This is a genomic window from Streptomyces sp. CC228A, assembly GCF_021390935.1.
In the GTDB taxonomy this organism is placed as follows: Bacteria; Actinomycetota; Actinomycetes; order Streptomycetales; family Streptomycetaceae; genus Streptomyces.
Map to the genome: position 1 here is coordinate 235,877 of NZ_JAJPUI010000003.1, position 13,986 is coordinate 249,862.

Genomic DNA, 13,986 nt, shown 5'->3' on the forward strand with positions numbered 1-13,986 from the left:
GTGACCCTGGATTATTCGAGGTACCCCGGGCCCCCTCCTCGGTGACAGTCAGCACATGGAAGATCCCAATGTGCTCGCGGCTCAGGAATGGGTGAACAAGACCTACAGCGGCGTGGCCCAGGGCTATGTGCGCTGCGCCGAGGACGGCAGCACCGGATGGGAGACGGTCCTCAGCCTCACTCAGGGCCTCCAGCACGAGCTGGGCATCTCCCCGACCGTACGGAACTTCGGTCCGGGCACGTTCAGCGCCCTTGAGGCACGCGGCGGTATCCGTCCCTCCGAGTCCAACGCCAACATCGTCCGCATCGTCAACTACGCCCTGTGGTGCAAGGGGTACCCCGGCGCTTCACCGGCAAGTCGATGGACCTCGACGACCACCGACTCGATGAACGACCTGATCGGTGACGCCGGGCTGTCCTCGGCCGCCACCATGTCCAACATCCCTACCAGGCTCCTTGTGCAGTTCATCAAGGCGCTCCTGCGGATGGACCAGTTCCGGCGTGTCCCCGGCGGCACCACCGAGATCCGGTCGTTCCAGCAGCATCTCAACCTGAACTACGTGTACGGCGAGGACATCACCACCATGGACCTCAGTCCATGCGACGGCTTCTACTCGCGTGATGTGCAGCAGGCCGTGATGAAGGCCCTCCAGTTCGAGATCGGCATTCCCCGCCCGGAGATCGGCGGGTACTTCGGCGCGAACACCAAGGCGAAGCTCAAGGAGCAGCCCACCCTGAGCGTGGGCAGCAGCGGAGACCTGGTCCATCTGTTCACGGCCCTGTGCGTGTTCAACTCGCCGGTCGTCGAGGGCGAGGGCGAGACCACGACGGCGATCCGCCGCGAGTACATCGACAAGACGGAGAGCTTCGTCCGGGCCTTCCAGAAGTTCAGCCAGCTCTCCGTGACCGGCAAGTCGAACTTCGACACCTGGGCGCAGCTCCTGGTCTCCACCGGCAACGAGTTGCGCGCGACCACCGCGTGCGACGAGGCGGAACCGCTCACCTTCGCCCGCGCACAGGCGCTCAGCCGTGCCGGGTTCCAGATCGTGGGCCGTTACCTCGACGAACACCTCCCCCCTGAACACAAGGACTACCTGGGGAAGGCGCTCACCAGTGCCGAGCTGAGCGACATCCTCCGCGGCGGCCTGAAGGTGTACCCGATCTTCCAGTGGAACGCCAAGTACAACTGGAACTTCACGTACGACAAGGGTTTCGAGCAAGGCGACGTGGCCGAGAAGAGGGCGCGGGAGTTCGGGTTCGGCCGCGGCACCTGCATCTATTTCGCCGTGGACTTCGACGCCACCGGGGCGGACATGGACGCGGTCATCGACTACTTCCGCGGCGTACGCGCGGCCCTGGGCCGGAAGAACCGCTACACCTACGGCATCTACGGCTCCCGGAACGTGTGCAGCACGGTCACCCGCCGCGTCGGAGCCACCTGGTCGTTCGTCTCCGGCCTGTCCTGGGGGTTCTCCGGCAACCTCGGCTACCCGCTGCCCGCGAACTGGTCGTTCAACCAGATCCGCAACGGCACGTTCAGCTACGGCAGCGGAAGTTTCGGCGAAGCCTGGGAGATCGACCGGAACGTGTGGCGCCGCTTCTCCGACCCCGGCACGTCCGTGCTCAATCCCGCCCGCTCCGCCGCACAGGACTTCATCGACCTCATCCAGCGCCTGTTCACGGAGGCCCTGGAGTACAACCCGGCAGTCGACCCGTACCGGCTCGTCTGCGTGTTCTTCCGGCAGGAGAAGTACAGCAACCTCGCCTGGCGCGTGATCCTGGAATCAGGAATCGACGAGGGCTGGATCGAGCACCTGGCGGCGCAGGGGATCACCCTCGCCGGCAAGAAGCACTTCACCGATCCGGTGACCGGGGCCCCCATCGGTACGGAGCACCTGATGGCGACCCTGGAGATGTGCCTGAGGTCTCCGGGGACCGCCGACCGCGTGACGGTGGGGGACATGGGCGGCTGGGCCGGTGACCTCGCGTCGTTCTACGAAGGATGGCGGACGGTCAAGGAGCAGTACCCGAACCCCATGCTGTACGCCCAGGACTACCTGGGACGGCGTGACACCGTATCCAAGTTCTCGAACGACGACTGGGTCCAGGACACCGACGCGTTCAACATCATGCGGCTCATCAGGACGGAGGAGATCAATCTCCCCACAGCGTTCGCCCGTTACTACGGCACCGACAGTCCGGCAGCCGGCGACCGGGTCTGCCAGCGGCGCTACACGCAGTTCTTCAGGGATCGTTTCAGCAGCGACATCGGGAGAGCGCAGACCCTCGCCAGGAACATGCTCCTCGGCGTGGACTCGGACATCGAAGTGCGAGGGGGCTCCTGGTTCCTGAGTGGTGGCTGGAGCCTCGGCGGGGAGGACCGTCCGGCCAACATCGCCTCGGACCTGCTGACCGGCTTCGTTCTCGCCTACGCGTTCGAGCTCGCGGAGCGCGCCGACGCCGAGAAGGGCATATGACATGACACTGACACGACGATCCGTCCTCCTGTCCGCCGGCGCCCTGGGCGCGGGCGCCGCGCTGGGCGGCGTGCTCACCGGGTCCGCGGTCGCGGCCGACGGCACGTGGAGCGCGCGGCGCAGCGACAACGGCTGGGTCATCGACCCGGATGCCATCGACTCGTTCCGTATCGAGGGCTCCCCCGCCACCGTCCGTCTGCACCGTGAGGCGTCGGCGGTGCTGCTGCATGTCGCGAGACGCTGGCACTACGAGGTGGTGCCGCTGCACAGTTCCAAGGACGTCCTGGGGCACCGCAGCGACCGCGCCGTTCGGGCCGCGTACGAGTCGAACCACCTGTCCGGCAGTGCGATCGCGCTGCTCGGGGCGGGTGACGGTCTGTGGCCGCATCAGGAGGCGGTGGTCCGCGACATCCTGGCCGACTGCGGTGGTGTGGTGCGCTGGGGTGCGGACCTCTCCCCCGCCGCCGCGGGTCATTTCCAGATCGACGTCGGGCCGGACGCGAAGGCCTTCACGCAGCTCACGGGGGCCTTCCGCGGCCGCGCCGTGCACCACAACGGCCCGCGTCCCGGCGCGGTGGAGGACCCGGCCTCACCGGAGCGCCGCGCGAAGGCCCGCCGTCTGGCCAGGGCTCAGAGCAAGAACTGACGACTGTCGTCCTGCGCTCGAGCCGATGGAAGCTCGGCCTCGGTCTTCTCGCCGCCGGTCCGGTCGGCGGTACTGATCGCCTACCCCGGCACAGGCCCGAAAAGCCCCAGGAGCAGGCCTCGTCGAGGACGGACCGGTCGGCCCGAAGACCTGGCCGTACCTGCGGTACAAGCACTGCTCCGCGCCCTGACCCCATCCGATGAGCGGGCTCAGGCACTCGTGGCCTGGGCCCGGTACACCCCACCACCCGACCCGCCGCGATCCGCGTCGAGGGTTCCCTCGGCACCAGCGGCAGGCCCGCCGGCGCGCGCTGGTCTCCGGTTCGGGACCTCTTCGGACGTGGCGGTGGTGGAACGGGCGTCGCAACAGGCAGGAGGACCGAGCAGCAGGCAACAAGGAGCGCAGATATTCGGCGTGATGTGCGGCGTGTCACACGCAGGAGTTGTGGGGTCGCCGTGGGATCATCGTCGCGGTTCCACACCCACGCTCCACTCAAAACCGCAGGTCAAGAAGGTACGACCCCTGTGACACAAGCCGGGGGCGCCCGTTCCGCTGTACCGATGCGAGGCGACCACTGCACACGGAAACACCCCTCCAGGGGCGTTCCCGCAGGTCAGGGCGTTTCTGCTGTGGTGGGGCGGGTGGGACTCGAACCCACGGCCGACGGATTATGAGTCCGCTGCTCTAACCGGCTGAGCTACCGCCCCGTGCGGCGCGTCGCGCACATTTGTGCGCGCCGTCTGCCGCAGCATAGCCGCTCATACGATCTCCTGCTCCGGCTGGTCGGCCGCGCACGCCCATGAGGACGATCACGGGGCCCGCGCGGTTCCGGAGCGGACCGGGAATCCCGCGGGGCCGGGAGAGCCGCCGGACAACGCAAAAAGAGAGAGCCCTCGGGAGGGCCCTCTCTCATCACCGCTCCCCCGGCTGGACTCGAACCAGCAACCCTCCGGTTAACAGCCGAATGCTCTGCCAATTGAGCTACAGGGGATCGCGCTCCCCCGACTGGACTCGAACCAGTAACCTGCCGGTTAACAGCCGGCTGCTCTGCCAATTGAGCTACAGGGGATTGCTGCGTTGCACCGAACGTACCCACCCGGTGCGTTCCGGGGGGCGCTCGCTCGCTGCGACACATACATTAGCGCAAGCAGGGGGGTGCTCCGCCAATCGGTTCCCCCCTGGCCTGCCGGGGCGACTTCCGGCCGCCTGCGGCAGCGGTGCGCACCGACACTACGGAAGGGTGGCAGCCATGCGGTACAAGCTCACGTTCGTCGTGGGACTCGCCATCGGGTACGTCCTGGGAACCAGGGCCGGCCGGGAGCGCTACGAGAAGCTGGTGACGTCCGCGCGGCGGGTGTCCGAGAACCCGGCCGTGCGCAACGCCGCCGAGTCGGCCGCCCAGACCGGCCGGGAGGTGGCGGGCCGGGCGTACCACGTGGTGAGCGAGAAGGTCGGGGACCGCATGCCGGAGGGGATGGCGGAGCGGGTGCGGTCCCTGCGCGAGCGCGGCCAGGGCACCGACGACGAGTGGGGCACGAGCAACACCTGACGCCGCCCGGCCCTCGGGAGGCGGGCGGGACATCCGGCCGCGTGCGGCAGAATCTCCGTCATGGGGATAGTCGCCGGGTTGGACAGTTCGTCGGGTTTCACGCGCATCGTGGTCTGCGACACGGACACGGGCGCGGTACTGCGGCAGGGGTACGCGGCGCACCCCGTCGACCCCAAGGCCACCGAGGTGGACCCGCAGGCGTGGCTGCTGTCGCTCGGTGAGGCGGCCACCGGCGGCCTGCTGGAGGGCGTGCAGGCCATCGGGGTGTCCACGCAGGCGCACTGCGTCGTGCCGCTGGACCACGACGGCGCACCGGTGCGGGCCGCCCTCGTCAGCAACGACAAGCGGGCGCAGGTGGCGGCCGCGGACCTGGTGGAGGCCCTGGGCGGCCGGCAGGCGTGGGCGCAGGCCGTGGGCTGCGTGCCGCAGGCGGCGCAGCCGGTGGCGAAGCTCCGCTGGCTGGCCAGGACGGAGCCGGAGGCGGCCCGGCGGACGGCCGGGGTGCTCCAGGCGCACGACTGGCTGGTGTGGCAGCTGCTGGGGCGCCCCGCGCGGCGGACCACGGACCGCGGAGGCGCTTCGGGCACGGGCTACTGGTCGGCGGCCTCCGAGGCGTACCGGCCCGACCTGGTCGAGCTCGCGCTCGGGCACCAGGTGGCGCTGCCCGAGGTGCTGGGCCCGGCCGAGGCGGCGGGCATGACGCCCGAAGGCCTGCTGATCTCGGCGGGCACCGGGGAGACCATGGCGGCGGCGCTGGGCCTGGGGCTCGGCATCGGCGACGCGGTGGTGTCGCTGGGGGCGTCGGGTTCGGTGATGGCGGTGCACCACGAGGCCCTGGCGGACCCGGCCGGCCTGATCACCTCCCTGGCGGACGCAGCCGGGACGCACCTGCCGGTGGTGCACACCGCCAACGCGGTGCGGGTGCTGCGCGGCACGGCGGAGATGCTGGGTCTGGAGGGCCTGGAGGAGCTGTCGGCGCTGGCGCTGAAGTCGACACCGGGCGCGTCGGGCCTGGTGCTGCTGCCCTATCTGGAGGGCGAGCGCACCCCGCCGCTGCCGCACACCGCGGGCACGCTCAGCGGTCTGCGGCGCGAGTCGATGAAGCCGGAGCACCTGGCGCGCGCGGCGTTCGAAGGCATGCTGTGCTCCCTCGCGGACGCGATGGACGTGCTGCGCGGCCGCGGGGTGGAGGTGCGCCGGGTCTTCCTGCTCGGCGCGGCCGCGGAGCTGCCCGCGGTGCAGGCCGTCGCGCCGGCGGTCTTCGGGGCGCAGGTGGTGGTGCCGCAGCCGGCGGACTACGCGGCGCTGGGGGCGGCCCGGCAGGCGGCGTGGGCGCTGGGCGTGGCGCAGGGCGCGCTGTCGCCCCAGGCGCCCCCGGCGTGGCAGGGTGCGGCGGCGCAGGTCTTCGAGCCGGGCGACGACGGGCCGGTGGGGCAGGCGGTGCGCCAGCAGTACGCGGCGACCCGCGACCAGATCCACCCGGGGGCGTTCGCCCCGTAGAGGCGCACGGGGGCGGGCGGCACCCGCGTCGGGGCGGGCGGGCGGCGCCGGTATCCCGGCGGACGGGCGGTACCCGCGTCACGGCAGGCCGGCGGCCCGCGCGTCGGGGTGGGCGGCGGTGCAGCCCGGTGGCACCCGCGTCGGGGCGGCAGCGGCGCGGGGATGCGGGAAGGGCGCGGCGGCGCGGGCGAGGCGGCGGCCTCGGGTGGGCGGCCGGCGGCATTTGTATGACCGGCCGTGCCGCCTGTGGAAAACGCGCTCGTCGCTGTCAGGGGTACGGGCGATAGTGAGACCGTGCTCCTTCAACTACTCCGCAACCATCTCGGGCCGTACAAGCGGCCCATCGCTCTGCTGGTGGCGCTCCAGCTGGTGCAGACATGCGCGACCCTGTACCTGCCGACGCTGAACGCCGACATCATCGACCACGGCGTCGTGCGAGGCGACACCGGCCACATCCTGCGGTTCGGCGCGCTGATGATCGCCGTGTCCCTGGTCCAGGTCGCGGGCAACGTCGGCGCCGTCTACTTCGGCGCGCGGACGGCCGCGGCACTCGGCCGGGACGTGCGGGCGGCACTGTACGCGCGCGTGCAGTCGTTCTCCGCGCGGGAGGTCGGCCACTTCGGGGCACCCTCGCTGATCACCCGCACCACGAATGACGTGCAGCAGGTCCAGATGCTGGTCCTGATGGCGTTCACCCTGGTGGTGTCGGCGCCGATCATGTGCGTCGGCGGGATCGTCCTGGCCCTGGGGCAGGACGTACCGCTGTCGGCGGTACTGCTGGCGGTGGTACCGGTGCTGGGCATCGCGGTGACCCTGATCGTGCGGCGCATGCGGCCGCTGTTCCGGTCGATGCAGGACCGGCTCGACGACGTGAACCGGGTGCTGCGCGAGCAGATCACCGGCAACCGCGTCATCCGCGCCTTCGTGCGCGACGCGTACGAGAAGGAGCGCTTCCGGGACGCCAACGACCGGCTGACCGACGTGTCGATGGGCGCGGGGCGGCTGATGGCGCTGATGTTCCCGACGGTGATGACCGTGGTGAACGTGTCCAGTGTGGCGGTCGTCTGGTTCGGCGCCCACCGGATCGACAGCGGGGGGATGCAGATCGGGGCGCTGACGGCGTTCCTCGCGTATCTGATGCAGATCGTGATGGCCGTGATGATGGCCACCTTCATGTTCATGATGGTGCCGCGTGCGGAGGTGTGCGCCGAGCGCATCGAGGACGTGCTGCGCACGGAGCCCAGCGTGCTGCCGCCGGCCGAGCCGGTGCGGGAGCTCGGCCGCCGCGGGCACCTGGAGATACGGGGGGCGGGCTTCCGCCACCCCGGTGCCGAGGAGCCGGTGCTGCGGGAGGTCGACCTGGTCGCCAGGCCCGGCGAGACCACGGCGGTCATCGGCTCGACGGGCAGCGGGAAGTCGACACTGCTCGGCCTGGTGCCGCGGCTGTTCGACGTGACGAGCGGCGAGGTGCTCGTCGACGGTGTGGACGTGCGGCGGCTCGATCCCGCGCTGACGGCCAGGACGGTCGGCCTGGTCCCGCAGAAGCCGTACCTGTTCTCCGGGACGGTCGCCACGAACCTGCGGTACGGGCGGCCCGACGCGACCGACGAGGAGTTGTGGCACGCGCTGGAGGTGGCGCAGGCGGCCGACTTCGTCCGGCGCCTCGAAGGCGGGCTGGACGCCCCGGTCTCGCAGGGCGGCACGAACGTGTCGGGGGGCCAGCGGCAGCGCCTCGCGATCGCGCGGACGCTGGTGCAGCGGCCCGAGATCTACCTGTTCGACGACTCGTTCTCGGCGCTCGACTACGAGACGGACGCGCGGCTGAGGGCCGCGCTCGCGCGGGAGACGGCCGAGGCGACCGTGGTGATCGTGGCGCAGCGGGTGTCGACCATCCGGGACGCCGACCGCATCCTCGTCCTCGACGAGGGCCGGGTAGTGGGGGCGGGACGCCACCACGAGCTGATGGAGACCAGTGAGACGTACCGGGAGATCGTCCTCTCCCAGCTGACCGAGGCGGAGGCTGTCTGATGGCCGGTCCTGGCGGACGGATGATGATGGCCGGAGGCGGCCCCGACCAGCGGTCCATGGACTTCAAGGGCTCGGGCAAACGGCTGCTGCGGCGGTTCGCGCCGGAGAAGGCCACGCTGTGGGTGCTGATCCTCGCGGTGGTGGCGAGCGTCGCGCTGTCGGTGGTGGGGCCCTGGGTGCTGGGCCGCGCCACGGACCTCGTGTTCGCCGGCGTGGTCGGCCGGGAGATGCCCGACGGCGCGAGCAAGGAGCAGGCGCTGGAGGCGCTGCGGGCCCGCGGCGACGACGGCCTGGCGGACATGCTGGCGGCGGTGGACTTCGTGCCCGGGCAGGGCATCGACTTCGGGGCCGTGCGGGACATCCTGCTGCTCGTGCTCGTCGTGTACGTGGCGGCCGGGCTGCTGATGCTGGTGTCGACGCGGCTGTCGGTCCGGGTGATCAACCGCACGGTGCAGCGGATGCGGGAGGACGTGCAGGCGAAGCTGGAGCGGCTGCCGCTGTCGTACTTCGACCAGGCCCAGCGCGGCGAGGTGCTGAGCCGGACGACGAACGACATCGACAACATCGGGCAGACCCTGCAGCAGACGCTGGGCCAGTTGATCAACTCGCTGCTCACCATCATCGGCGTGCTGGTGATGATGTTCTGGATATCACCGCTGCTGGCGCTGGTCGCGCTGGTCACCGTGCCGTTGTCGGTGGTCGTCGCGGCCCGGGTCGGCAAGCGGTCGCAGCCGCAGTTCGTGGCGCAGTGGCAGGCCACCGGCAAGGTCAGCGGCCATGTGGAGGAGATGTTCACCGGGCACACGCTGGTGAAGGTGTTCGGGCGGCAGGAGGAGGCCGCCGCGGAGTTCCGCGAGCACAACGACGCGCTGTACGAGGCGGGCTTCCGGGCGCAGTTCAACAGCGGGCTGATGCAGCCGCTGATGTTCTTCGTGTCGAACATCAACTATGTGCTGGTGGCGGTGGTCGGCGGGCTGCGGGTGGCGTCGGGGGCCCTGTCCATCGGTGACGTCCAGGCGTTCATCCAGTACTCGCGGCAGTTCTCGATGCCGCTGACGCAGGTCGCGTCGATGGCGAACCTGGTGCAGTCCGGTGTCGCGTCCGCGGAGCGGGTCTTCGAGCTGCTCGACGCGCAGGAGCAGCCCGGGTCCCCGGCCCTGGAGCGGCCGGCGGAGGTGCGCGGCGCGGTGGCGCTGGAGAAGGTGTCGTTCCGCTACGAGCCGGACCGGCCGCTGATCGAGGGGCTGTCGCTGGAGGTGGCGCCGGGTCAGACGGTGGCCGTCGTGGGGCCGACGGGGGCGGGCAAGACCACGCTCGTCAACCTGCTGATGCGGTTCTACGAGGTGACGGGCGGCCGGATCCTCCTCGACGGGGTCGACGTGGCCCGGATGTCCCGGGAGGAGCTGCGGTCGTCGATCGGCATGGTCCTGCAGGACACATGGCTGTTCGGCGGCACGATCGCGGAGAACATCGCCTACGGCGCGGCCCCCGGCCGCGAGGTGACCCGGGAGGAGGTCGAGGCGGCGGCCAGGGCGGCGCACGCCGACCGGTTCATACGCACCCTGCCCGACGGGTACGACACGGTCATCGACGACGGGGCGGGGGTCAGCGCCGGCGAGAAGCAGTTGATCACCATTGCGCGGGCCTTCCTCTCGGACCCGGTGATCCTGGTCCTGGACGAGGCGACGAGTTCCGTGGACACGCGGACCGAGGTCCTGATCCAGAAGGCGATGGCCCGGCTCGCCCACGGCCGCACCAGCTTCGTCATCGCACACCGGCTCTCCACGATCCGGGACGCGGACGTCATCCTGGTGATGGAGGACGGCTCCATAGTCGAGCAGGGTACGCACGCAGAGCTGCTGGCGGCCGAGGGGGCGTATGCGCGCCTGTACGCGGCGCAGTTCGCGCAGGCGGTGGCCGAGGTCGACTGAGTCCCTCGGGCCAGGGGCCCGATCCGACGACGGCAGGGGAGGACATGAGCGACAACGGCAGCGGCTCTGCTGCGGCCGAGGGACGTCCGGACGATTCCGGGGGCGAGCGGCAGTGGGGTTTCACCGTGGCACTGCCGATGGGGGTCTCGGCGGGGATCGTCCTGGGCGCGGCCTCGGACCGCCTGCCGCTCGGCATCGCGCCGGGGCCGGCCTCGGGCCTGGGGCTCCCTGCGACCCTCGGCCGTTCTGGCACGGGGAAGGAGGCTGCGCGTTAGCGGGTGCGCTCAGTCGAGGTAGCCGCGCAGCTGCTCCGCGAAGGCGTGGTCCCGCAGCTTGCCGAGGGTCTTCGACTCGATCTGGCGGATGCGCTCGCGCGTCACACCGAAGAGGCAGCCGATCTCCTCCAGGGTGCGGGGCCGGCCGTCGGCGAGGCCGTAGCGCAGCTGGACGACCTTGCGTTCGCGCTCGCCCAGCGTGGACAGCACGGCGTCCAGGTGCTGGCGGAGCAGCAGGAACGCGGCGGACTCCGCGGGGGATGCCGCGTCGCCGTCCTCGATGAGGTCGCCGAGCGCGACGTCCTCCTCCTCGCCGACGGGGGCGTGCAGGGAGATCGGTTCCTGCGCCAGCCGCAGTACCTCGGTGATCCGCTCGGGCGGCAGGTCGAGGAGGGCGGCGACCTCGTCGGTGGTGGGCTCCTCGCCGCGTTCCTGGAGGAGGCGGCGCTGCGTGCGGACGACCCGGTTGATCAGCTCGACGACGTGGACGGGGACGCGGATGGTGCGGGCCTGGTCGGCCAGGGCCCGCGACATGGCCTGGCGGATCCACCAGGTGGCGTAGGTGGAGAACTTGTAGCCGCGGGTGTAGTCGAACTTCTCGACGGCCCGGATCAGCCCCAGGTTGCCCTCCTGCACGAGGTCGAGCATGGTCAGGCCGCGGCCCACGTACCGCTTGGCGACGGAGACGACCAGGCGCAGGTTCGCCTCGATGAGGCGGCGCTTGGCCATGCGGCCGAGCACGACCAGCGCGTCCAGGTCGCCGGCGAGCCGCGAGTCCAGGTCGGGGGTGCGGGCCAGCTTCTCCTCGGCGAAGAGCCCGGCCTCCACGCGGCGGGCCAGCTCCACCTCCTCCTCGGCGGACAGCAGCGGGACGCGGCCGATCTCCCGCAGGTACTGGCGGAGCAGGTCGGAGGAGGGGCCGCCGCCCGTACCGCCGCCGACCGCGGTCCGGCTCTGCGGAGCGTCCGCCGGGTCGGGGGCGTCCGCCGGGTCGGGGGCGTCCGCCTGTCCCAGGGCCTCTGCCGGGTCCACGTCCTCCTCTGCCTCCACGGCCCCCGCCGGGGCGAGGGCCTCCCCCACGTCACGGGCCTCACCAGGGGCCGGGGCCAGGTCCGCCGGGCCGAGGGCCTCCCCCACGTCAGGGGTCTCACCCAGAGCCGGGCCGAGGCCCACCCCCGCGTCAGGGGCCTCACCGTGGGCCGGGGGGATCTCCGCCGGGTCGGGGGCGACCGCCCGTTCCAGGGCCCCGCGGGCCGGGGACTCCCCGCGTCCGGGACCCCCGCCGGGTCCGCGGCCTCCGTCGTGCCCGCGGTCTCCGCCGGCACCGTGGTGAACGCCGGGGCCGGGGCGTCCCCCGCCTGCGGGGGCGCGGCAGGCCTCGGGTCCAGGGCGAGTGCGCCGGGTAAGGCGGCGGGGATGCCGTCGGGCAGGTCGTCCGCCGCGTCGGGCTGCTTCGGCACGGTGACGGCCACGGAGCTCACGGTCTGGGTCTGCACGGGGGCGACCTCCCGGGGGCGGCGGTCTCAGGAACCGCCCCCAGTGTGGGGTACGACACATCGCCGCCACGAGGGTTGTGCGCCCACTTTTTGCGACCGTCGCGTGACGGCGCGCGCCCGCCGGCGCCCGGCCGGGTCCGGCTACAGCGCCGAGGCGCCGTGGGTGCGCAGGGACTGGGCGTACTGCTGGAGGACCCACAGTTCGTTCTGCACGCCGGCCAGGTGCTGCGGGTCGGCGTGGGAGCCGAGCCGGGTCAGCGAGCTCTGCACCTCCAGGATGCGGCGGTCCACGGCGCGGAGGCGGACCTGCACCAACTGCTCGCCGGCGTAGGCCTCGTCGACGGTGCGGGCGAGGACGGCCTCGACGGCCAGCTCCGTCACCATCGCGCGCACGCGGTCGTCGGGAGCGGCCTCGCGGACCCGGGCCAGGTAGCCGGGGGTGTCGTCGACGCCCTGGGCGGCGCCGCCTGCCTCGGCGATGGTCTGGCGGACCGCGGTGTAGGGCGGGGCGGTGAACTCGTCGGCGCCGTACGCGTCGAACGCCGGCGACACCAGCGCCGGGTACTGGAGGGCGAGCTTCAGCAGCTCCCGCTCCGTGCGGTGGGCGGGGCTGCGCAGGTTCAGCGGCGGGCCGGTGACGGACTGCCCCTGCGGGGGGTGCGCGGCCTGCCGGGGCCCGCCCGCCTGCCGGGGTCCTCCGGTCGGCTGCGGCGGCCTCCCGCCCTTGTCGCGGGACCAGCGGGCCAGTTGGGCGACGCGCTTGACGACGAACTGGGTGTCGAGGATGCCGAGCATGCCGGCGAGTTCGACGGCCACCTCGTGCTGTGAGGCGATGTTCTTGATGCGGGCCACGATGGGGGCCGCCTCGTCGAGGGCGGCGGCGCGGCCGGCCGGGGTGTCCAGGTCGTACCGGTTCACGATCTGGCGCAGCGCGAACTCGAACAGCGGGACGCGGGGCTCCGCCAGCTCCCGTACCGCCTCGTCGCCCTTGGCGAGCCGCAGTTCGCAGGGGTCCATGCCGTCCGGGGCGATGGCGATGTACGTCTCCGCGGCGAACTTCTGGTCGTCCTCGAAGGCCCGCAGCGCGGCCTTCTGGCCGGCCGCGTCGCCGTCGAAGGTGAAGATCACCCGCGCCGAGCCGTTGTCCATGAGGAGCCGGCGGAGGATCTTGATGTGGTCGCCGCCGAAGGCGGTCCCGCAGGTGGCGATGGCGGTGGTGACCCCGGCGAGGTGGCAGGCCATGACATCGGTGTAGCCCTCCACGACGACGGCGCGGCTGGTCTTGGCGATCTCCTTCTTGGCCTGGTCGATGCCGTAGAGGACCTGCGACTTGCGGTAGATCGGCGTCTCGGGCGTGTTGAGGTACTTGGGTCCGGTGTCGTCGTCGCGGAGCCGGCGGGCGCCGAAGCCGACGACGTCGCCGCCGACGTCCCGGATGGGCCACATGAGGCGGCCCCGGAACCGGTCGATGGGTTTGCCGCCGCGGCTCTCCTGGGCGAGGCCGGAGAGGAGCAGTTCCTTGTCGGAGAAGCCCTGGCCGCGCAGGTAGCGGGTGAGGTGGTCCCAGCCGGCGGGGCTGTAGCCGACGCCGAAGTGCCGGGCGGCGGCCTGGTCGAAGCCGCGCTCGGCGAGGAAGCGGCGCCCCACCTCGGCTTCCGCGCCGTCGAGCTGCTCCGCGTAGTACCGGGCGGCTGCCTTGTGGGCCTCGATGAGGCGGATGCGCTCGCCGCGCTGCTGGACGGGGTTGTAGCCGCCCTCCTCGTAGCGGAGGGTGATCCCGGCGCGGGCGGCGAGCCGCTCGACCGTCTCCGAGAAGGAGAGGTGGTCGATCTTCATCACGAAGGCGATGGTGTCCCCGCCCTCCTGGCAGCCGAAGCAGTGGAAGAGACCCTTGCTGGGGCTGACCTGGAAGGAGGGGGACTTCTCGTCGTGGAAGGGGCACAGGCCCTTGAGGTTGCCGCCGCCGGCGTTGCGCAGCTGGAGGTACTCGGACACGACGGCGTCGATGGGCACGGCGTCCCGTACCGCCTTCACGTCGTCATCGTTGATCCTGCCTGCCACGCGGTGATTCTACGGGGACCCGAA

Annotated in this window: 9 protein-coding genes and 3 tRNA genes; 7 read left to right on the forward strand and 5 right to left on the reverse strand. The window is 71.6% G+C overall.

The annotated features are described in order from the left end of the window. Positions 1–55: 55 nt before the first annotated feature. Both L6E17_RS11005 and L6E17_RS11010 read left to right on the forward strand, forming a co-directional pair. Positions 56–2,476 (forward strand): glycoside hydrolase domain-containing protein, encoded by a 2,421-nt coding sequence (locus tag L6E17_RS11005; RefSeq protein ID WP_236240597.1) that lies wholly within the window; start codon positions 56–58, stop codon positions 2,474–2,476. A gap of 1 nt (position 2,477) precedes the next feature. Then, a complete protein-coding gene (locus L6E17_RS11010; protein WP_236240598.1) occupies positions 2,478–3,122 on the forward strand; it encodes a hypothetical protein in 645 nt (214 codons plus the stop codon). Positions 3,123–3,752: 630 nt separating this feature from the next. Here the strand turns inward: L6E17_RS11010 and L6E17_RS11015 are convergent. The 3 genes from L6E17_RS11015 to L6E17_RS11025 form a co-directional block, all read right to left on the reverse strand. After that, positions 3,753–3,829, reverse strand: a tRNA-Ile gene (locus tag L6E17_RS11015). Between the two features lie 211 nt (positions 3,830–4,040). Next, positions 4,041–4,113 (reverse strand) — tRNA-Asn (locus L6E17_RS11020). 5 nt (positions 4,114–4,118) lie between these two features. Next, positions 4,119–4,191 (reverse strand) — tRNA-Asn (locus tag L6E17_RS11025). A gap of 180 nt (positions 4,192–4,371) precedes the next feature. On the opposite strand from L6E17_RS11025, the gene L6E17_RS11030 reads away from it, so the two are divergent. The 5 genes from L6E17_RS11030 to L6E17_RS11050 all read left to right on the forward strand — a co-directional run bounded on the left by L6E17_RS11030 (position 4,372) and on the right by L6E17_RS11050 (position 10,405). After that, a complete protein-coding gene (locus L6E17_RS11030; RefSeq protein WP_236240599.1) occupies positions 4,372–4,671 on the forward strand; it encodes a YtxH domain-containing protein in 300 nt (99 codons plus the stop codon). 60 nt (positions 4,672–4,731) lie between these two features. Further along, a complete protein-coding gene (locus L6E17_RS11035) occupies positions 4,732–6,171 on the forward strand; it encodes an FGGY-family carbohydrate kinase (protein WP_236240600.1) in 1,440 nt (479 codons plus the stop codon). Between the two features lie 294 nt (positions 6,172–6,465). After that, positions 6,466–8,199, forward strand: a complete 1,734-nt coding sequence (locus L6E17_RS11040) for an ABC transporter ATP-binding protein (protein WP_236240601.1) — start codon at positions 6,466–6,468, stop codon at positions 8,197–8,199. Beyond that, positions 8,199–10,130, forward strand: coding sequence for an ABC transporter ATP-binding protein (locus L6E17_RS11045; protein WP_236240602.1), 1,932 nt, complete (start codon positions 8,199–8,201; stop codon positions 10,128–10,130). The genes L6E17_RS11040 and L6E17_RS11045 overlap by 1 nt, the downstream gene beginning before the upstream one ends. A 44-nt stretch (positions 10,131–10,174) precedes the next feature. Next, entirely contained in the window at positions 10,175–10,405 is a 231-nt protein-coding gene (locus L6E17_RS11050) for a hypothetical protein (protein ID WP_236240603.1), read from the forward strand. 9 nt (positions 10,406–10,414) lie between these two features. Here the strand turns inward: L6E17_RS11050 and L6E17_RS11055 are convergent, their stop codons facing one another. Together L6E17_RS11055 and dnaG are read right to left on the reverse strand one after the other, a co-directional pair. After that, positions 10,415–11,485, reverse strand: a complete 1,071-nt coding sequence (locus L6E17_RS11055) for an RNA polymerase sigma factor (RefSeq protein ID WP_236240883.1) — start codon at positions 11,483–11,485, stop codon at positions 10,415–10,417. A 557-nt stretch (positions 11,486–12,042) separates the two neighbouring features. Continuing rightward, positions 12,043–13,962, reverse strand: coding sequence for a DNA primase (gene dnaG, locus L6E17_RS11060; protein WP_236240604.1), 1,920 nt, complete (start codon positions 13,960–13,962; stop codon positions 12,043–12,045). Positions 13,963–13,986: the final 24 nt, after the last annotated feature.

Bases quoted from the DNA above. Each gene is read 5' to 3' on its own strand.
- L6E17_RS11005 (WP_236240597.1), top strand. From the start codon at position 56: ATGGAAGATCCCAATGTGCTCGCGGCTCAGGAATGGGTGAACAAGACC.
- L6E17_RS11010 (WP_236240598.1), top strand. From the start codon at position 2,478: ATGACACTGACACGACGATCCGTCCTCCTGTCCGCCGGCGCCCTGGGC.
- L6E17_RS11030 (WP_236240599.1), top strand. From the start codon at position 4,372: ATGCGGTACAAGCTCACGTTCGTCGTGGGACTCGCCATCGGGTACGTC.
- L6E17_RS11035 (WP_236240600.1), top strand. From the start codon at position 4,732: ATGGGGATAGTCGCCGGGTTGGACAGTTCGTCGGGTTTCACGCGCATC.
- L6E17_RS11045 (WP_236240602.1), top strand. From the start codon at position 8,199: ATGGCCGGTCCTGGCGGACGGATGATGATGGCCGGAGGCGGCCCCGAC.
- L6E17_RS11050 (WP_236240603.1), top strand. From the start codon at position 10,175: ATGAGCGACAACGGCAGCGGCTCTGCTGCGGCCGAGGGACGTCCGGAC.